Genomic DNA, 18,355 nt, shown 5'->3' with positions numbered 1-18,355 from the left:
CACGGTAGCGAAGCGCCCGATCTCGCGAGGGGGCTTGCGGAGGCGCTCAGCCCCAGCGGGACTCGCTCGCGTCGCGGATGATGTCGAGCAGCGCCTCCCGGAGCGGACCCTGCTCGAAGGTGCCCGGGAGCATGTCGACCTCGAGGCGGTGGGCGCGCTGCCACGCCTCGACGCCCTTCGGGGTCAGCGAGACGAGCTGCCGGCGCCGGTCGGCCGGGTCGCTGGCACGCGCGACGTGGCCCTCGCGCTCGAGGCGCTCGATGGTGCGCGACATGGTCTGCACCTCGACGTGCGCCGCGGCGGCCAGCTCCTTCTGCGCGGTCGGGCCGGCCTGGAGGAAGTGCAGCACGATGAGCCCCGCGTGGGTCAGACCGATCTCGGCGAGGGCGCCGTGCCAGGCGTGCTCGACCATGCGGGACGCCGTCGAGAGCAGGCGCCCCGTGGGCCAGGTGGCCATCTCGGAGGCGTCGTCAGCGGGCATCTGATCAGGGTAGTCGCGTCGACCCGGCGCGGGTCGCGCCGCGTCAGGAGGCGAAGCGGTCGGTCGCCTCGATCAGGGCGTCGAGGATGCCGGGCTCGTCGAAGGCGTGGCCGGCGTCGGCGATGAGGCGGAACTCGGCCTCGGGCCACGCGGTGTGCAGATCCCACGCGGTGAACGCGGGCGTGCACATGTCGTAGCGGCCCTGGACGATGACGGCCGGCACCTGGCGCAGCACGCCCGCGTCGCGGAGCAGCTGCCCCTCCTCGAACCAGCCCTGGTGCACGAAGTAGTGGTTCTCGATCCGCGCGAAGGCGAGCGCGTAGGCGGGATCCGACCAGGCCTCGACCATCTCGGGACGCGGCAGGAGCGAGATGGTGGACGCCTCCCACGTGGTCCAGGCGACGCCGGCCGGGCCGTGCACCGCCGGGTCCTCGTCGTGCAGAAGTCGGTAGTAGGCCTCGATGAAGCTGCCCCGCTCCGAGGCGGGGACGACGGCGGTGTACGCCTCCCACAGGTCGGGGTAGACCGCCGCGGCGCCGCCCTCGTAGAACCACTCGAGCTCGGCACGTCGCAGGGTGAAGATGCCGCGGAGGACGATCTCGGTGACGCGCTCGGGGTGCGTCTCGGCGTAGGCGAGCGCGAGGGTCGAGCCCCACGAGCCGCCGAAGACCTGCCAGCGGTCGATGTCGAGGTGCTCGCGCAGCTTCTCGATGTCGGCGACGAGGTACCAGGTCGTGTTGGTCGAGAGGTCGGCACCGGGCTCGCTGGCGTGCGGAGTGGAGCGGCCGCACATCCGCTGGTCGAAGAGGACGATGCGGTACTTCTCGGGATCGAAGAGGCGGCGGTGGGCGGGCGAGGTGCCCGCGCCGGGTCCGCCGTGCAGGAAGACGACGGGCTTGCCCTCGGGGTTGCCCGACACCTCCCAGTAGATCTCGTGGCCGTCGCCGACGTCGAGCATCCCGGTGTGGAAGGGCTCGATCTCGGGGTACAGAGTGCGCATAGGCCGCACACTACTGACGATCAGGCTCTGGATCGGGGACATCTGCGGCCCGCCCCCGAGTACGCACCTCGACGGGCGCTGGTGCCGCACCGCGGATCGGAACGGCGGCGAGCGCGGAGGAATCCTGGCGGTCCGCCGCCCCAGTGGGAGGGGGGACGCCGTGCACTCCCCGGCACCTACTCTTCGGACGACCCGAACCCGAGGAGCCTGCGCTCATGTCCGTCCTCCGCTCGACTGTCGCTGCCGCGACCGGCCTGATGCTCGCTGCGGCGATTCTCCTCGGCGGCGCCTCGGCACCCGCCTCGGCCGCTCCTGCCTCGGTCACCCTCTCCCCTTCCTCGGGACCGGTGGGGACCCGGACCGTCGTGACCGGCTCCGGGTTCGCCAAGAAGACCAGCGGCACCGTGACCGCGGGCACGGCGACCGCTCCGTTCGCCACGTCGACGACGGGTGCCTTCACAGCGACGATCACCATCCCCGAGACGGCGGCCGGCACGCTCCCGGTGACGGCGCGCGCGGGCGGGCGCACCGCTACCGCCGCGTTCACCGTCACGCTCGGCGGCGCCTCCACCACGGCCGGTCCCGGATCCACGACGAGCCCGGCAGGCAGAGCACCGGCGGTGAGCACGGCCCGGCTGCGCTTCGGCCTGACCACCCCCGGCGGCGCCTCGGCGAACACCGAGCTCGACCAGGCCGCCGTGCTCGTCGGCGAGAGTCCCTCCCTCGTGCTGTCGTACCAGGACTTCGGCCAGGCGCCTCCGATCGCGGGGCTCGACAGCGTCGCAGCCCGCGGGGCGACGAGCATCATCACCTGGGAACCGTGGCGGTGGGGAGGCGGTGTCGACCAGCCCGCCTATTCGAACGCCCGGATCCTCGCCGGTGACCACGACGCCTACCTGCGGCAGTGGGGCGCCGCGCTGGCCGCCTGGGGCAAGCCCGTCCTCCTCCGCTACGCGCACGAGATGAACGGCGACTGGTACCCGTGGTCGGAGGGCGTGAACGGCAATGCCGCGGGGTCGTACGCGGCGGCCTGGCAGCACGTCCACGATGTCGTCGAGGCTCAGGGCGCGTCGAACGTGTCGTGGGTGTGGAGCCCCAACGTGCCGTACACCGGGTCGACTCCGCTCCAGGGGCTGTATCCGGGTGCGCCGTACATCGACGTGATGGCGCTCGACGGGTACAACTGGGGCACGGCGGCCGCGTGGAGCTCATGGACGTCGCCGTCGGCTCTGTTCGGCCCGGGGCTCGCGCAGCTGCGCACCCTGGCACCGGGCGCGCCGATCCTCGTCGCCGAGACGGCGTCGGCCGAGGCCGGCGGGGTGAAGTCGGAGTGGAACAGCGCCCTGATCTCGTACCTCGCCGCTCAGGGCGATGTCACCGGAGTCGTCTGGTTCGACCACGACAAGGAAGTCGACTGGCGGATCGGCAGCTCCCCCGCCTCAGCGCAGGCGTTCGCGGCGGCACTCGCCCAGCGGAGGAGCTGAACGCCCGGCCTCAGGAGGCGAGCCGCAGCGCCACCAGCGCCGTCACGTCGTCCTCGCGCTCGGGTGACGCCTCGGTGAGGGCCCGCAGACGGGCCACGACCTCGGCGGCCGTGGAGGACTCGACGACGATCTCGGCGACGTGCCGCATCGACTCCACCGTCCCGTCGTAGAGGTCGAGGATGCCGTCGCTGCAGCTGATGAGCGCGTCGCCGGGCTCGAGGACCACGCGCGAGACGCTCCACGCCTCGTCGCTCCACATGCCGACGGGCAGGTTCAGCGACGCGAGCCGCTCCCAGGAGCCGTCGGCCCGGACGTGCAGGGTGAGCCCGTGGCCCGCGTCGATGTAGCGGACCTCGCCGCTGGCGTGCACGAGACGAGCGTGGAAGAGGGTCGCGAACGAGGCGGTGTCGCCGAGATCGGACGAGAGCGCGTCAGCCGCGCGGTCGAGCGGAACCCTGAGATCCTCATGACTGCGGGCGCTGCGGATCACCGCGCGGACCGTCGCGGCGATGATCCCGGCGCCGACGCCCTTGCCCATCACGTCTCCCAGGGTGAAAGCGGTGCCTCGGGAGACGGGGTACCAGTCGAAGAAGTCGCCGCCGACGGCCTTCGACGGCAGGCAGACGCCGGCGAAGTCGTAGCCCGCCGCATCGGTGCCCGCCTTGGGCAGAAGCGCCTGCTGCACGAGGGCCGCCTCGTCGAGCTCGAGGAGCGTGATCTGCTCCCGCGCCCGCACGCTCGCGACGAACTCGCGCGCCAGACGGGCGAGATCGTTCACCACGGCGGCAGCGAGGCCGAAGGCGACCGCCGAGAACAACCCGCGGGCGATCTCGTTCGGGTTCTCCTCGAGGGTCGAGCCGAGCAGGAAGGGCACGACGAGTCCCGCGCAGATGCCGACGAAGGCGAACGCGACGCTGCGGCGCCCCGGTGAGGCGGCCATCCAGACCGTCGGGAGGATCGCGAGCGACGCGAAGATCGACGCGCTCTCGCCGGTCGAGTAGCGGAGGACTCCGACGACGAGGAAGTCCAGGACCGGGACGAGGAGGACGGCCCGGCCCTCGGGGTCGATCCGGGGCAGCACTGCCGCCAGCACGGTGGCGGCGGCCATGGCGACCGCGGAGAGCGCGAAGGCGACCGGATCCGTCACCTCGATCGTCGGGACGACGAGGCTGAGCACGACGGCGACCGCGAAGAGGAACGCCACCGGGAGCTGCTTGACCAGCGGCGACTGCTCGTCGAGTCCGATCGCCACCGCAGTGACGCGGGACGCGGAGGTGCGGATGGGTGATCGCTGGCGCGTCGCTGATCGCATCAGGACTCGCCGGTCGAGCGGTCCTTGCTCAGGGTCCAGACGTTGCGGCCCTCCGCGCGCTCGTAGTCGAACGCATCGACGAGCGCCTGGATGAACGCGATGCCCCGGCCCGACTCCGCGAACTCGTCCGGCATCTCGCGCGGCCCCGTGTCGATCCCGGGGGGATCGGCCGTGTCGACGAGCTCGGCGCGCAGCCGCAGATCGTCGGCGACGATCTCGAGCCGGCAGATGATCGTGGTCGAGGACGACCCGTGCTGGATGACGTTGGCGGTCAGCTCGATGAGAGCCGTCTCGAACATCATCCGGTCCATCTCGTCGATGTCGGGTCTCTCGTCCCAGAGCGACTCGAGGGCGGCGTGCACCACCTCGACCGTCTCGGGAGGGCTCCTGAAGAGGAGGGTGCGCTCAGTCACGATAGGCGTCCTCGGGAGTGTCGAACTGGGCGAGGACGCGGTCGAGGTTCGAGAGCTTCAGGACCATCGAGACCTGCTTGCTCGGCGCCGAGATCCGCAGGTCCCCTCCCGCCTGTCGCGTGCTCTTGAGGCAGCCGACGAGGGCACCCAGACCGGAGGAGTCGAGGAACGACACGGAGCTGAGATCGACCACGACGCGCGACCTGCCGTCGTCGATCGAGCGCTTGACGATCTCGCGCAGCTCGGGCGCCGCCACCATGTTCAGCTTGCCCTCGCCGTGGATGATCGTGATCCCGGGCTCGATGGTCTCGGTGGTGAACGTCATGCGGTCTCCTTCTTCTGGGTCACGAGGTCTGGGTGACAGGGGTCGGGGAAGCGGGGGGCACGGGCTCGAAGCCCTGGTAGGCGACGGCGCGGAAGAGCACGCTCAGCACGACGAGGTCGAACACCGCCCAGGCGATGTTCACCCCCGTGCCGATCGGCTCCGCACCGTTGAAGAACAGGTGGAGGCAGCCCGTGATGATCGCGATGACGAGCAGGACCATCACCACGAGCTGGATCTTGATCAGGCGCCACGGGATCCCGGTCGACTCCTGCCGCGTCTTCGGCGTGACCGCGAACCCGAGCGGGATCTTCAACCACACGTTGTTGATCGCGGTCGTGCACGCCTCGATCCAGACCGGGAAGAGGGCCAGGCTGTACTGCTGCCCCCGCCAGGTCGGGGTCCCCTTCGCGGCGATCAGGAAGAGCAGCTGATTCACGATCATGAAGGGGATGAAGCGGATGAAGAAGTCGAACGCGTCCGAGGCCACGGGCAGGATCCCGAGCACCAGGAAGACGATCGGCGCCGCGAAGTAGACCACCGCCGCGTAGCCGCTGATGTAGCTCCACATCGTCGCGAAGTACATCAGGCGCTGCGGGACGCTGAGCGCCTTCTGCAGAAGCGGGTTCTCGCGGAGGAACACCTGCATCGTCCCCTGCGCCCAGCGGAGGCGCTGAGTGAGCATCGTCCCCGCGTCCTCCGGAGCGAGGCCGTCGGCGAGGAGCTCGTGGTGGTAGACGCTCTTCCAGCCGAGGCCGTGCAGGCGCATGCACGTCGCCATGTCCTCGGTGACCGAGATGGTCGCGAGCGGCATGATCGGCTGCGCCTCCCCCGGCCGGTCGATGGCGATGCTCTGCAGCACGGCCTGCACCGATTCGAGGGCGTTCAGCGGCGAGAGCTCGCGATCCGAGAGCCCCAGGACGATCTGCTCGATGTCGACGATCGTGTCGACCGACGACTCCGCACCGCCCGAGGCGCGGGCGAGCGCGCGGATCTCGGCGAGGTCCTCCTCGAGCCCGGCCACATCGGAGGCGACCAGCGAGTAGCTCGCGGCGTCGACGCGCCGGTGCAGGTCGTAGGTGACCGAGGCGATCGGTGCGCCGCCGGCGATCGCGGCCTGCGCCTCCTTGATGGCGCTGCTGACGTCGTCGAGTGCCGCCCGGACCGCCGAGTCGGCGGCGGCCGGGTGCGACCGGGCCTTGCTCACGGCGCGAGCCGCTGTCCGCAGCGCCGACGCGATGCTGCGGTCGAGCTCGCGGACGTAGCCGGCGATCCCGAGCTGCATCAGCGCTTCGCGCCGCAGGACGGCGTTCGAGCCGCAGAAGAACGCCGCGTTCCAGCCGTCCTTGCCCTGCTGGATCGGCCCGTAGAACAGGGGCGCCTGGCTCCCGAGCGGGTCGCCCGTCGCCACGTTCGAGAACACCTGCGGAGTCTGGACCAGCGCGACCTCGTCGTCGCGGAAGTAGCCGAGGGTGTTGTCGAGGATCTCGGGCCGCGGGATCTGGTCGGCGTCGAGGATGAGGAGGAACTCCCCTGTGGTCTGCTCGAGCGCGTTGTTGAGGTTGCCGGCCTTCGCGTGCCGGGGGCGGTCCTTCCAGTCGGCCGAGCGGGTGATGTAGCCCAGCCCCGCACCCTCGGCGGCGGCGCGCATCTCGGCGCGGTCGCCGTCGTCGAGGACCCAGGTGGCGTGCGGGAAGCGCACGGCCTGAGCGGCGAGCGCTGTCGTCATCACCAGGTCGATCGGCTCGTTGTAGGTCGTGATGAAGATGTCGACCGTGGCGTCCTGGGCAGGCGGAGGCGGCGCCGCCCGCCCCCTCGCCCGCCACATGGTCATCCCGAAGAGGCAGACGTCGATGAGGCTGTAGGTCTCGGCCGCGACGAGCGGGACGGCGATCCACCACGCGTCCCAGTTGAGCGAGAACAGCCACCGCCAGCCGACGTAGTTCACGCCGAGCACGATCGTCAGGACCACGATGATGCGCAGGAGGAGCATCCGGCCGGGCGAGGTGAGGGTGCTCTCCGTCCCGGGTCCGGTGTCCACGGCCGTTCCGGCGCTCATCGGGGCACGATCCGGTAGAGGAAGCGCGTCCGCACCATGACCCAGAGCAGGCCGAGCACGACGAGGTAGGCGAGCGAGTTGACCACGGTGTTCCCTTCGCGCAGGAGAGGGATGTTGGCGATGATCAGGACGAAGACGACGTGCATGACGAACACGTAGAGCGTCGCCTGACCGAGGGGGATGAAGAACCAGCCGAGGAGTCGCTGCGCCGGCTTCCAGAGCACGGTGAGTGCAGCGTAGGCGGTGATGACCACGAGCAGCACGTTGACGACCCTGCCCGGGTCGAGAGTAGTCCGCTGGAAGGCGACCGAGTAGATGTCCGAGAAGGCGTTCGCCGGGATGAGCCCCAGGCGCAGGTCGTAGGGGCTGGAGAGATACGGGTTGTTCCACGAGAAGACCGCCAGCCCCGCCGTGGCCACCACGGCGACCGCGAGGACGATCCGCCCGGCACGGGTCGCGAACCAGACGAGGATCTCGCGCCGGTGGAAGCCCGCGACCATCCCCGTGACGAACAGCGCCTGCCAGGTCAGCAGCGGGAACGAGTCCTCGAACTGCGAGGGCAGGAGCCGCAGGCGCAGGATCATCTGAAGCACGTAGAGGGCCCAGCTGACCAGCAGCACGATCGCCCACCGCCCGCGCGACAGGGCCCAGAGGATCAGCGGGGCGATCGCGAGCATCACCACGTACAGGCCGAGGACGTTGACCTGCCACGGCCCGAGCCGGAGCAGAGCGAGGTCGACGATGATCGCCGGGTCGACGGGGTAGCGGAGGAGGCTGCCGATGTTCGTGTAGAGGTCGTAGACCCGGCCCGTCGCCTCGCTGCCCGCCGCGCCCGTCCCCTGGTCGACGTAGGTCGTCGCCGGAGTGCTGTTCACGAATCCGACGAGGCTCACGAGACCGACGAGGACGACCACGACGAGGGCCGTGACGTAGAGCTTCCAGGCGCGCGCCTCGGTGCGGAGGGTGACCTCGCCGATGCCCCCGCCCAGCACCTTCGGACGGTGCACCATCCCGAGGACGCCGCCCGAGAGCAGGACGAACAGCTCGGCGCCCGAGACCATGCCGATCGCCTCCTGCGTGAGGTTCTGCCAGACCGAGACGAGCGCGATGTGGTTGATGACCACGAAGACGATGGCGACTCCGCGGAGGTAGTCGATGCGGAGATCGCGATTCGGGGGTCCGTCGTAGGCGAGCCGGCCGCTCCGACCGCGCAGCAGCCCCCAGCCGGTCAGGGCGATCGCCGCCACGAGGACCCCCGCGACCAGGAGCCAGGCGGCCGCCCCGCCGATCGTCCCTCCCGCTGTCCGCACCGTGGACGAGGAGGTGAACGGCGCGTAGACCGGGCCGAAGACGAGCTCGCTCGCCTCGGCGTCGGCGGCGAACGCCGAGGAGATCGTGTCCGAGCCGGAGAGGCTCCAGTCGATGACGACCTCGCCGACGACGGCCCGGGCCGATGAGGAGTCGCGCCAGAGCACGACGTCGATCAACGGGTGCGCGTCACCCGAGGTGGCCGTGATCACCTGCCGCCACCAGTCCTGCTTGATCTCGAGCTCGGCCGGTCCACCGGCCCCCGGGCTGTAGAACGCGGCGGTCTCGAGCATCATCGGCGTGCCGGCGCTCTCGGCGAAGCGCTCGTAGAACGCGAGATCGCCCTCGCCGTCGAGATCCGCGTCGAGGGCGCCCTCGGAGGCGACCGCGTTCCTCGGGGCCCCGCCGCCGCTCGGGTCGTGATAGGCCGACAGACCGACCCAGTCGACCGCGTCGTCGCCCGGGTAGTAGGGACCGTAGGGGTCGTCGCCCGCGTCGAGCGATCCGCTGCCGTTCGTGTCGAGGGCGGCGTCGTCGGTCGTACCGCCGGCCGAGAAGGGGTAGGACTCACCGGCGGCCGGCGACCACACCGCGACGGCGTCGGGCAGATCGGAGTGCAGCACCTCCGCGAAGACGCGGAAGGCCGCGATGTACTCCTCGGGGGCGAAGCCCCAGGCCGTCCAGCTCGCATTCATCTCTGGCGCGAATCGGACGAACAGTGGGAGCTCCTGCCCGTCCCGCGCACGCGCGAGCGCCGCTACAGCTGCTTCGGCCTCCTCCTGGCCGAACCGGTCGAGACCCCCGACCGGGCGGAGGGTGACCGCGGCGAGCGCGCCCTGCCCCTCCGCCTGGCGCATGAACTGCGCGAGGTAGTCGACCTCGGCGTCGGTCACCGGGACGGCGGCGACGTGCTCGAGGACCGCGGCGGGGCGGCCGAGGCGATCGGTCTGCTCCGCAGCGCTGTCGCTGCTCCAGTCGAGACTCGACCCGAAGTAGGTGCCCGTCGGCGGCGAGAAGGCGGAGTCGTCGGCGACCGAGGCGACGGCGGGACCCGCCAGCAGCACCGCCGCCGCGACGGCGGCGAGGGCCGCCTTCCATGAGGACGGGGCGAGCAGTCGGAGCCTGCTCCGCCTCACGTGCGGCTCACCACGAGAACGGTCACGTCGTCCGAGGCCTTCTCGCCGAGCGAGAGCGTGCGGACGGACGCGAAGAACTCCTCCGCGCTCGCCGAGGCGCGCGCGAGGGCGGTGACCTCGGCCAGCGAGTTCAGGGTTCCGTCGTAGAGGTCGAGGACGCCGTCGGTGAAGGACACGAGCGCATCGCCCGGCGCGAGCTCGACCGACTGGGTCATCCATCCGCCGTCCTCGGCGATGCCCAGCGGCAGCCCGAGCGAGGCGAGCCGCTGGAAGGAGCCGTCGGCGCGCAGGACGACCGAGAGCCCGTGGCCGGCGTCGACGAAGTCGAGACGACCCGTCTCGGTCTCGAGGCGGCAGTGGAAGAGTGTGGCGAACGTCCCGGTCGCGGTGAAGTCGCGGAGCAGCTGGCGGTTGACCCCGGCCACGGCTCTCGTCGGCGCATCGCCGACGCGCGCGTGGAAGGCCGAGCGGATGCTCGCCGCGATGATCGCGGCCGCCGCGCCCTTGCCCATCACGTCGGCCAGCGTGATGTCGACGAAGCCGTCACCCACCCACCAGTCGTAGAAGTCGCCCGCGACCTGCAGGCGCGGGACGGACATGCCGGTGAGCGCATAGCCGTCCGGATGGGTCAGATCGAGCGGGAGCAGCTGAGCCTGGACCTCGGCGGCCCTGTCGCGCTCGGCGGAGTCGCGCAGCTCGCGTTCGACCCAGCTCCCGAACTCGTCGAGCAGGCGCTGCTGATCCTCGCTGAGATCGCGCGGAACGAAGTCGAGGAGGCAGATCGTGCCCAGCTGGAGTCCGCCGTCGACGCTGATCGGACGCCCGGCGTAGAAGCGCACGTACGGCGCGCCCGCGACGTTCGCGTTGTCCGCCCAGGCCGGGTCCGCCCCGAGATCGGGGATGACGAGCATCGACCGCTTCTGCAGCGTCGCGTCGCAGAAGGTGCCCTCCCGCGGGTACTCGAGCGGCCAGCCCGGGTTCTGCGGCGACTTCGTGAAGAGCGTGCTCTCGTCGAGGAAGTGGATCTCCGCCATCGGGACGCCGAACAGGTCGCGCGCCATCCGGGTGATGCGGTCGAAGCGCTCCTCGGGGGGCGAGCCCATCACCCCGAGTGCCGCGAGGGCGTCGGAGCGCGGATCAGAGACGGCGTCGCCAGCCATGGAGCACCCCTTCGAGAACGATCAGCGGCCGCGAGGGTCACCTTCAGTTCCCCGCACCGTCAACGTATCGGGCACTCCGGGGCACGAACGTCCGCACACGAACCGCTCATCTCTGGCGTCCCTCGGAAGGGGGAGGCGGCGGCGTGGGATCAACCGGCGTCCGCTCCGGTGCACCGCGCTGAGAGATCGGAGTAGACCAGCCCGGCGGGCAGGTCCGCCCGGAACGCGCGACGCGTGTCGGGCTCCTCGACGACCGACCACGACACCTCGTCCTGGACCTCCGGCTCGAACTTCTCCCACTCGAACCAGTTGATCATCTTCAGATTCGGGAAACGGGCCGCGGTCTCGGCCGAGAGCACCTGCTGCCACCACGCCTGCTTGATCGCCAGCTCCCCCGCCGGGTCGCCGCGGGGGACGACCAGCGCTGCCGTCTCGGGGATGGCGACGGGCTTGCCGTGGTCGACTCCGTAGGTCTGGTAGAAGTCGGGTGCGGCGGTCTCGTCGCCGGCCGCGCCATTGTAGGTGCCGGTGAGCTGAGCAGCGAACTTGCCCTCCTCCGGCATCTCGTTCTCGCCCCAGGGGTGGGCCGAGCCCCAGTGGTAGAGCGACATGCCGACCCAGTCGACGGCGTCGTCGCCCGGGTAGTACGGCGCGTAGGGATCGTCGTCGAGGCTCAGCACGCCGTCGCCGGTCGTGTCGAGCAGGGCGAAGTCGGCCGTTCCCGGCTGCGCGGCGGAGGCTCCACCCTCGAACGGGTAGCCGTCGGCGTTGTTCGGCGCCCACATCATCGCGGTGCCGGGCGCATCGCCGTGCACCGCTTCGGCGACCCGCCGGAACGCCGCCACGTAGGCGACGGGCTGCTGACCCCAGGCGTACCAGGAGCCGTTCATCTCGTGCGCGAAGCGGACGATCACCGGGACTCCGGTCTCGTTGACGGAGGCCGAGAGCTCGGCGATGTCCGCCGCGACGGCGTCGGTGACCGCCGCGAGACCCTCGATCGACTCGAGGGTGAGCAGGAGCGTCCCGCCGTTCACGCGCAGCTGCTGAGCGGCCGAGCGCACCTCGTCGCGCTCCTCCTCGGTGAAGGGCAGATCGGCGAACGCGACCGCGACCGCGGGCCGCTGTCCGAGCTCGCGGGAGTACTCCTCGATCGTCTGCGATCCCCAGTCGAGGTTCACGCCGAAGAGCGCACCCTGCTCGGGGACGATCTCGGCCGCGGGGCGCACGACGCAGGCGGCGGCGGTCTCGGCGGCGGAGCCGCACCCGGTGAGGGCCGCGACGACGATCGCCAGTCCGGTGAGGGCGAGGGCGCGTATTCGAGGGGGCACGCCACACGGTAACCCGCGGCCGCCGTTCCCGCTCGCCCGGGGTCGGGCACGGAGAGGGCTGTCCGCGCTCCGATCCGCTCTCCTGCCACCCGTGGTCCGACGTGCCCAGCAGCGAGCCGATGCCGGGGCGGTGTCGAGGATGCGCCCGTCGTCCACGGCCCTTAGTGTCCAGGAGTGATCGGTGGCAGTGGACTCGTCGCGACGGTGTCCGCCGTCGTCGTCTGCGCGGCGATCTCGGCGGTGGCGCTCAGGGTCTTCGGAGTCGGCGCCTTCCTCCGCCCGGCGCTCGCGATCCTCCGCGGCGCGGTGCAGCTGACACTGCTCGCGCTGATCCTCACCGGCGTCATCTCGGACCTGCGCTGGGTGGGCGCCTTCCTGCTCCTGATGCTCGTCGCGGCGGTGGCGACCGCCTCCGGGCGTCTCGGGCGCACTCGCCGGGCGGTGCTCGCCGTCTCTGTCGCGATGGTGGTGGGCGTGGTGTTCACGGGGGCGGTCGTCTTCGGCCTCGGCGCCGTTCCGTTCACCGGCCGCTACCTGCTCGCGGTCGGCGGCATCGTGATCGGCGGATCGATGACGGTCGCGACCGTGACCGGGCGGGCCTTCGCGGCGACGCTCGCCGACCGGTGGGATCAGGTCGAGGGATGGCTCGCGCTCGGGGCGACTCCGCGGCGGGCGACCAGGACGCCGGCCAGGGAGGCGGTGTGGACGGGGCTCGTGCCGCTGACGGACCAGACGCGGACGACCGGGCTGGTGGTGCTCCCCGGAGCGTTCGTCGGCGCGGTCTTCGGCGGGCTCTCGCCGCTGGACGCCGGCGCCTTCCAGATCACGGTGCTCGCCGCGCTGGTCGCCTCCGGATCGCTGGTCGCCGTGGTGCTGCTGGCCGTCCTGGGCGGACGAGCGGTCCGCCCGTAGGTACTGTGGAGCGGATCCCCGCAGCACCCGCCCCGACGAAGGAGCCCCCATGCCCACCACTGTGAGCGGCGTCATCGCCCGGTCGAAGGGGGCTCCCGTCGAGCTCGTCGACATCGTCGTCCCCGATCCGGGGCCGGGCGAGGCCGTCGTCGACGTCGAGACCTGCGGGGTGTGCCACACCGACTTCCACTACCGGGAGGGCGGGATCAGCGACGACTTCCCCTTCCTGCTCGGCCACGAGGCCGCCGGAAAGGTCAGCGCGATCGGCGAGGGAGTCACGAACGTCGCGGTGGGCGACTTCGTCGTGCTCAACTGGCGGGCCGTCTGCGGCGAGTGCCGCGCCTGCACGCGCGCCGAGCCCTGGTACTGCTTCAACACCTTCAACGCGACCCAGAGGATGACCCTGGTCGACGGCACCGAGCTGAGCCCTGCGCTCGGGATCGGCGCGTTCGCCGAGAAGACGCTCGTGCACGCCAAGCAGTGCACGAAGGTCGATCCGGAGGCGGATCCCGCCGCGGTGGGCCTGCTCGGCTGCGGCATCATGGCCGGCCTGGGCGCGGCGATGAACACGGGCAACGTGGGCCGCGGCGACTCCGTCGCGGTGATCGGCTGCGGAGGCGTCGGCACGGCCGCCGTCGTCGGCTCCGCTCTCGCGGGGGCGAGCACCGTGATCGCCATCGACCGCGACCCGAAGAAGCTGGTCGCGGCCGAGAAGCTCGGTGCCACGCACGTCATCGACTCGAGCGGCCTCGACGAGGCGGGCGTCGTCTCCGCGGTGCAGGCGCTCACGAACGGCTTCGGCGCCGATGTGGTCATCGACGCCGTCGGCCGCCCCGAGACCTGGCGCCAGGCGTTCTACGCCCGCGACCTCGCCGGCACCGTCGTGCTCGTCGGCGTGCCCACTCCCGAGATGACGCTCGAGATCCCCCTCCTCGACGTCTTCGGCCGCGGCGGGTCGCTCAAGTCGAGCTGGTACGGCGACTGCCTGCCCGAGCGCGACTTCCCGATGCTGACCGACCTCTACCTCCAGGGCCGGCTGCCGCTCGACGAGTTCGTGACCGAGCGGATCGGGATCACGGACGTCGAGCAGGCCTTCGCCACCATGGCCGGCGGCGACGTGCTGCGCTCGGTGGTGGTGCTCTGATGGCCGCCCGCATCGAGAACCTGGTCACGAGCGGCACCTTCAGCCTCGACGGCGGCACCTGGGACGTCGACAACAACGTGTGGATCGTCGGCGACGACTCCGAGTGCGTCGTCATCGATGCCGCCCACGACGCCGACGCGATCCTCGGGGCCGTCGGCGATCGCGCCCTCCGCGCGATCCTGCTGACCCACGCGCACGACGACCACATCAACGCGGTGGCGGCGCTGAAGGCCGCGACCGGCGCACCCGTCCTGCTGCACGACGGAGACCGGATGCTGTGGAACGCGGTCTACCCCGACAGCTCCCCCGACGGCGGCCTCGTCGACGACCAGGTCGTGACGGTCGCGGGCGTCGACCTCGAGGTGCGGCACACCCCCGGCCACTCGCCGGGCGCCGTCTGCTTCGTCGCCGCCGAGCTCGGCACGGTCTTCACCGGCGACACGCTCTTCCAGGGCGGGCCGGGCGCCACCGGCCGCTCGTACAGCGACTTCCCGACGATCATCGACTCGATCACCGAGCGGCTGCTGACGCTGCCCGCCGACACGGTGGTCCTCACCGGGCACGGCGACTCGACCACGATCGGGGCGGAGGCACCGCACCGCGAGGAGTGGATCGCGCGCGGGCACTGACGGCCGCATCGATCCGTCACGGACGGCCCGTCCGAAGCACGTCGCACAGGCCGTTCGTGACGGATCGAAGACTCTCGAGAGCGATCTCGCGCCGCCCGACTCCGACCGAGCGTGCAGGCATCCGGATTAGGGTCGGCGCCATGGGCAGTCTTCACGAGCGCGCGAATCCGGTCACCGTCACCGTCACGGGAGCGGGAGGCGCGATCGGCTACGCGCTCCTGTTCCGCATCGCCTCGGGTCAGCTCCTCGGGCCGGACGTGCCGGTGCGGCTGAACCTCCTCGAGATCCCCGCGGGCCTGCGCTCGGCGGCCGGCACCGCGCTCGAGCTGCAGGACGGCGCGTTCGGGCTGCTCCGCGGCGTCGAGGCGACCGACGATCCGGCCGCGGCCTTCGATGGCGCGAGCATCGCCCTGCTGGTCGGCGCCCGGCCGCGGAGCGCAGGGATGGAGCGCGCCGACCTCCTCGCCGCGAACGCCGGCATCTTCGGGCCGCAGGGAGCCGCGCTGAACGAGCACGCGGCCGACGACATCCGCGTGCTGGTCGTCGGCAACCCGGCGAACACCAACGCCTGGATCGCCCGCGCGAGCGCCCCCGACATCCCGGCCGGGCGCTTCACCGCGATGACGCGACTCGACCACAACCGGGCCGTCGCGCAGCTCGCGGCGAAGCTCGACGCTCCCGTCGACTCGATCGCCGGAGTGAGCATCTGGGGCAACCACTCCGCCTCGCAGTACCCCGACGTCACGCACGCGACGGTCGACGGACGCCCCGCGACCGAGCTCGTCGACGCCGAGTGGCTGCACCGCGAGTTCGAGCCGCGCGTCGCGAAGCGCGGCGCCGAGATCATCGAGGTGCGCGGGGCCTCCTCGGCCGCGTCCGCCGCCTCCGCCGCGATCGACCACGTGCACGACTGGGTGACGGGCACGGAGTGGACGTCGGCCGCGGTCGAGTCCGACGGCTCCTACGGCGTCGAGGAGGGGCTGATCTCGTCCTTCCCGGTCCGCGCGGTCGACGGCGAGTGGCGGATCATCGAGGGCCTCGAGATCGACGCGTACTCGCGCGCCAAGATCGACGAGTCCGTGCTCGAGCTGCGCGCCGAGCGCGACGCCGCGCTGGCGTTCCTCGACCGCTGATCCGTTCCGCGGGATGCCGCTCGGGTACGCCCGCGTCGGCGTGTCGCGTACTCGAGCGGCGTCTCGCGGAGGCGGTCAGTGGCGCGGGGCCTTCTCGGGGGTCGGGAGGGTGCCGGCGGCGCGGGCGGCCTCGAAGTAGGCGTGCGCCTCCTCCTGCCGGGTCGCCTCGGCGCCGCTCGCGATCGACGCGCGGATGTGCTCGGGGCGGTAGCCGAAGGCGGCGACCAGATCGCCGGCGTGCGGGCGGAGCCGGGCCAGCAGCCGGTCGATGTACGACGTGACGGCCAGCGCGCGCTGCGACGACAGGCGCCCGTGGATGAGGTACCAGTCGAGGTGCTTCTCGATCAGACCGAGGCCGAAGAGATCGCGGAGCCAGGTGAGGACCGTGCGGGTCCCCTCGTCCTCGATCGCCGCGAGCCCGTCGGTGAACGCCTCCCACTGCAGCAGCTCGGCGTGCGCGCGCGCCGCCTCGATCAGCTCGCTCTGGTGCGCGTTGAAGAGCCGGGCGGCCTCGTCGGCCGGCAGCTTCGAGGCCGAGCGGAGTCGCGAGGCGATGCCCGACACCATGCTCTCGACACGGTCGGTCAGCAGCTCGCGCTGCTCCTCGCGGAGCTGGCCGACCGAGCGGGCCGTGGACCCGCGGTCCGAGACGACCTGCGCGAGCCGGCGCAGCCCCGAGTTGTTGACGGTCGCCTCCGCCACCTGCTCGACGGCGTAGCGGGCGAGCACACCGGGCTGCGCGTTCTTGAAGCGCCGGCCGACATCGGTGAGCAGCCGCTTGGCCACGAGCTGGAGCAGCACCGTGTTGTCGCCCTCGAACGTCGCGTAGACGTCGAGGTCGGCGCGGAGCTGGGTGAGGCGGTTGTCGGCGAGGAAGCCGGCGCCGCCGCACGCCTCGCGCGCCTCCTGCAGAGTGTCGAGCGCGTGCCAGGTCGACAGCGCCTTGAGCCCGGCCGCGAGGGTCTCGAGATCCTGCCGCGACGCGTCGGTGTCGTTCGCGCCCGAGAAGACGTCGTCGAACGCGCGCAGCAGCTTGTCGTGCGCGAAGCCGGCCGCATAGGTGGTCGCCAGGCGCGGGAGCAGGCGGCGCTGGTGGCGCTGGTAGTCGAGGAGCACCTCCTCGCGGTCCCCGCCGCCGGTGAACTGGCGGCGCTGGTCGCCGTAGGTCACGGCGATCGTGAGGGCGACGCGGGCCGCCACGACGGAGGCGCCGTCGAGCGAGACGCGCCCCTGGACGAGCGTTCCGAGCATGGTGAAGAAGCGGCGGCCGGGGCTCGCGATCGGGGACGAGTAGGTGCCGTCGGCCGCGACGTCGCCGTAGCGGTTGAGCAGGTTCTCACGCGGCACGCGGAGCCCGTCGAAGTGCAGCCGGCCGTTGTCGATCCCGTTGAGGCCGCCCTTGAGGCCGTCGTCCTCACCGCCGACGCCCGGGAGGAACGCGCCGTCGTCGTCGCGGATCGGAACGAAGAAGGCGTGGACGCCGTGGTTGACGCCGCGGGTCACGAGCTGCGCGAAGACGACGGCGGCGCGCCCGTCGACGGCCGCGTTGCCGAGGTAGTCCTTCCACGCGGCGCGGAACGGGGTCTGCAGGACGAAGTCGCCGGCGGCCTCGTCGTAGGTCGCGGTCGTCGCGATCGAGGCGACGTCGGAGCCGTGACCGGTCTCGGTCATCGCGAAGGCGCCGGGGATCTCGAGGCTCATGATGCCGGGCAGCCACTTCTCGTGGTGCGCGCGGGTGCCGAGGTGCAGCACCGCGGCTCCGAAGAGGCCCCACTGCACGCCCGACTTGATCTGCAGCGACGGATCGGCGGTGACCAGCTCCTCGAAGCCGGCGATGTTACCGCCGTGGTCGGCCTCTCCGCCGAGGTCCTCCGGGAAGGCGCGGAGCACGCCGCCCTCGGCCGCGAGGACGTGCATCTGCCGGGTGACCCGCGCCCGGTGCTCGGCCATCGGCAGGCCGTCGACACGGTGCAGCTCCTCGCGGGCGGTGAGCTCGCGCGAGGCGAGGCGCTGCTCACGCCAGGCTCCGAGGAGCACCTCGCCGAGCGCGGCGACGTCGACGCTGGGCGAGCCGTCCTCGTCGAGGCGGGCATCGACCTCGGAGCCGAGCGAGTCGACGGGAGGCGTCGGGGCGATCGCGCCGGCCTTCGAGCGTCGCGGCCGCGAGCGGCCGCCGGCGGCCCTGTCGGCGGCATCGGTGGCGGAGCGGGGGCGGGGAGCGGTGGTGACCATGACTGGAGGATCCCTTCGACCGTCGTCGGTTCGGCCCGCTCGCGGATCGCCGGCGGCGACGGATCGAGCGGGGTCGATCCCTGGCCGACGATCGTCGGGAGGCGGTGCTCTGCACGGTAGATCGGCTCCCGCGAAGGCGGAAACGATCCGTCGCGGGACGACAAAGCGGGCCGCGCGCGTGTGCTCCCGCGTTGTCGGAACCGGCCAGCGCGCCGCTCGCCCCGTCGGCCGGAATGCGACAGCTCCTCCCCTCTCTTGACAGGACGGCCGGGCGTTCGTACTGTATCGATACACGCCGCTCC

At 71.7% G+C, this 18,355-nt stretch carries 15 protein-coding genes; 5 read left to right on the top strand and 10 right to left on the bottom strand.

The genetic code is table 11. The features are described 5' to 3' along the window. Window positions 1-46: 46 nt before the first annotated feature. Window positions 47-481, bottom strand: a complete 435-nt coding sequence (locus GRS92_RS16320; RefSeq protein ID WP_159858388.1) for a MarR family winged helix-turn-helix transcriptional regulator — start codon at window positions 479-481, stop codon at window positions 47-49. Window positions 482-524: 43 nt separating this feature from the next. Further along, window positions 525-1,481 carry a prolyl aminopeptidase gene (gene pip / locus GRS92_RS16315; RefSeq protein ID WP_159858385.1) on the bottom strand — a complete coding sequence of 319 codons (957 nt, stop codon included), beginning with the start codon at window positions 1,479-1,481 and terminating at the stop codon, window positions 525-527. 215 nt (window positions 1,482-1,696) lie between these two features. Between pip and GRS92_RS16310 the strand changes: the two genes are divergently transcribed. After that, complete coding sequence (locus tag GRS92_RS16310) at window positions 1,697-2,965, top strand: glycosyl hydrolase (RefSeq protein ID WP_159858382.1); 1,269 nt, start codon at window positions 1,697-1,699, stop codon at window positions 2,963-2,965. A 10-nt stretch (window positions 2,966-2,975) separates the two neighbouring features. On the opposite strand, the gene GRS92_RS16305 is transcribed toward GRS92_RS16310, so the two are convergent. The 7 genes from GRS92_RS16305 to GRS92_RS16275 all read right to left on the bottom strand — a co-directional run bounded on the left by GRS92_RS16305 (window position 2,976) and on the right by GRS92_RS16275 (window position 12,003). After that, a complete protein-coding gene (locus GRS92_RS16305; protein ID WP_159858379.1) occupies window positions 2,976-4,217 on the bottom strand; it encodes a PP2C family protein-serine/threonine phosphatase in 1,242 nt (413 codons plus the stop codon). A 59-nt stretch (window positions 4,218-4,276) separates the two neighbouring features. Then, window positions 4,277-4,690, bottom strand: a complete 414-nt coding sequence (locus tag GRS92_RS16300; RefSeq protein WP_159858376.1) for an ATP-binding protein — start codon at window positions 4,688-4,690, stop codon at window positions 4,277-4,279. Further along, window positions 4,683-5,015 carry an STAS domain-containing protein gene (locus tag GRS92_RS16295; protein ID WP_159858373.1) on the bottom strand — a complete coding sequence of 111 codons (333 nt, stop codon included), beginning with the start codon at window positions 5,013-5,015 and terminating at the stop codon, window positions 4,683-4,685. The genes GRS92_RS16300 and GRS92_RS16295 overlap by 8 nt, the downstream gene beginning before the upstream one ends. Window positions 5,016-5,034: 19 nt before the next feature. Continuing rightward, entirely contained in the window at window positions 5,035-7,005 is a 1,971-nt protein-coding gene (locus tag GRS92_RS16290; protein WP_159858433.1) for a glycosyltransferase family 2 protein, read from the bottom strand. 62 nt (window positions 7,006-7,067) lie between these two features. Continuing rightward, window positions 7,068-9,515, bottom strand: a complete 2,448-nt coding sequence (opgC, locus tag GRS92_RS16285; protein WP_159858370.1) for an OpgC domain-containing protein — start codon at window positions 9,513-9,515, stop codon at window positions 7,068-7,070. Further along, complete coding sequence (locus GRS92_RS16280) at window positions 9,512-10,675, bottom strand: PP2C family protein-serine/threonine phosphatase (RefSeq protein WP_159858367.1); 1,164 nt, start codon at window positions 10,673-10,675, stop codon at window positions 9,512-9,514. The genes opgC and GRS92_RS16280 overlap by 4 nt, the downstream gene beginning before the upstream one ends. Window positions 10,676-10,824: 149 nt before the next feature. Further along, window positions 10,825-12,003 carry a glycoside hydrolase family 26 protein gene (locus GRS92_RS16275; protein ID WP_235022079.1) on the bottom strand — a complete coding sequence of 393 codons (1,179 nt, stop codon included), beginning with the start codon at window positions 12,001-12,003 and terminating at the stop codon, window positions 10,825-10,827. A gap of 174 nt (window positions 12,004-12,177) precedes the next feature. On the opposite strand from GRS92_RS16275, the gene GRS92_RS16270 reads away from it, so the two are divergent. The 4 genes from GRS92_RS16270 (at window position 12,178) to GRS92_RS16255 (ending at window position 15,821) form a co-directional block, all read left to right on the top strand. Next, window positions 12,178-12,915, top strand: coding sequence for an ABC transporter permease (locus tag GRS92_RS16270; RefSeq protein ID WP_159858364.1), 738 nt, complete (start codon window positions 12,178-12,180; stop codon window positions 12,913-12,915). Between the two features lie 49 nt (window positions 12,916-12,964). Then, window positions 12,965-14,059: an S-(hydroxymethyl)mycothiol dehydrogenase gene (locus tag GRS92_RS16265; protein ID WP_159858361.1), complete on the top strand. Its 1,095-nt coding sequence runs from the start codon at window positions 12,965-12,967 to the stop codon at window positions 14,057-14,059. Continuing rightward, window positions 14,059-14,688: an MBL fold metallo-hydrolase gene (locus GRS92_RS16260; RefSeq protein ID WP_159858358.1), complete on the top strand. Its 630-nt coding sequence runs from the start codon at window positions 14,059-14,061 to the stop codon at window positions 14,686-14,688. Before GRS92_RS16265 ends, GRS92_RS16260 begins: the two co-directional genes overlap by 1 nt. 140 nt (window positions 14,689-14,828) lie before the next feature. Further along, window positions 14,829-15,821, top strand: a complete 993-nt coding sequence (locus GRS92_RS16255) for a malate dehydrogenase (RefSeq protein ID WP_159858355.1) — start codon at window positions 14,829-14,831, stop codon at window positions 15,819-15,821. Between the two features lie 75 nt (window positions 15,822-15,896). Here GRS92_RS16255 and GRS92_RS16250 read toward each other — a convergent pair whose 3' ends face one another. Beyond that, window positions 15,897-18,053 carry an acyl-CoA dehydrogenase family protein gene (locus GRS92_RS16250; protein ID WP_159858352.1) on the bottom strand — a complete coding sequence of 719 codons (2,157 nt, stop codon included), beginning with the start codon at window positions 18,051-18,053 and terminating at the stop codon, window positions 15,897-15,899. Window positions 18,054-18,355 lie beyond the last annotated feature (302 nt).

The organism is Rathayibacter sp. VKM Ac-2754 (assembly GCF_009807095.1).
In the GTDB taxonomy this organism is placed as follows: Bacteria; Actinomycetota; Actinomycetes; order Actinomycetales; family Microbacteriaceae; genus Rathayibacter.
This window is presented reverse-complemented; position numbering and strand designations above follow the sequence as displayed.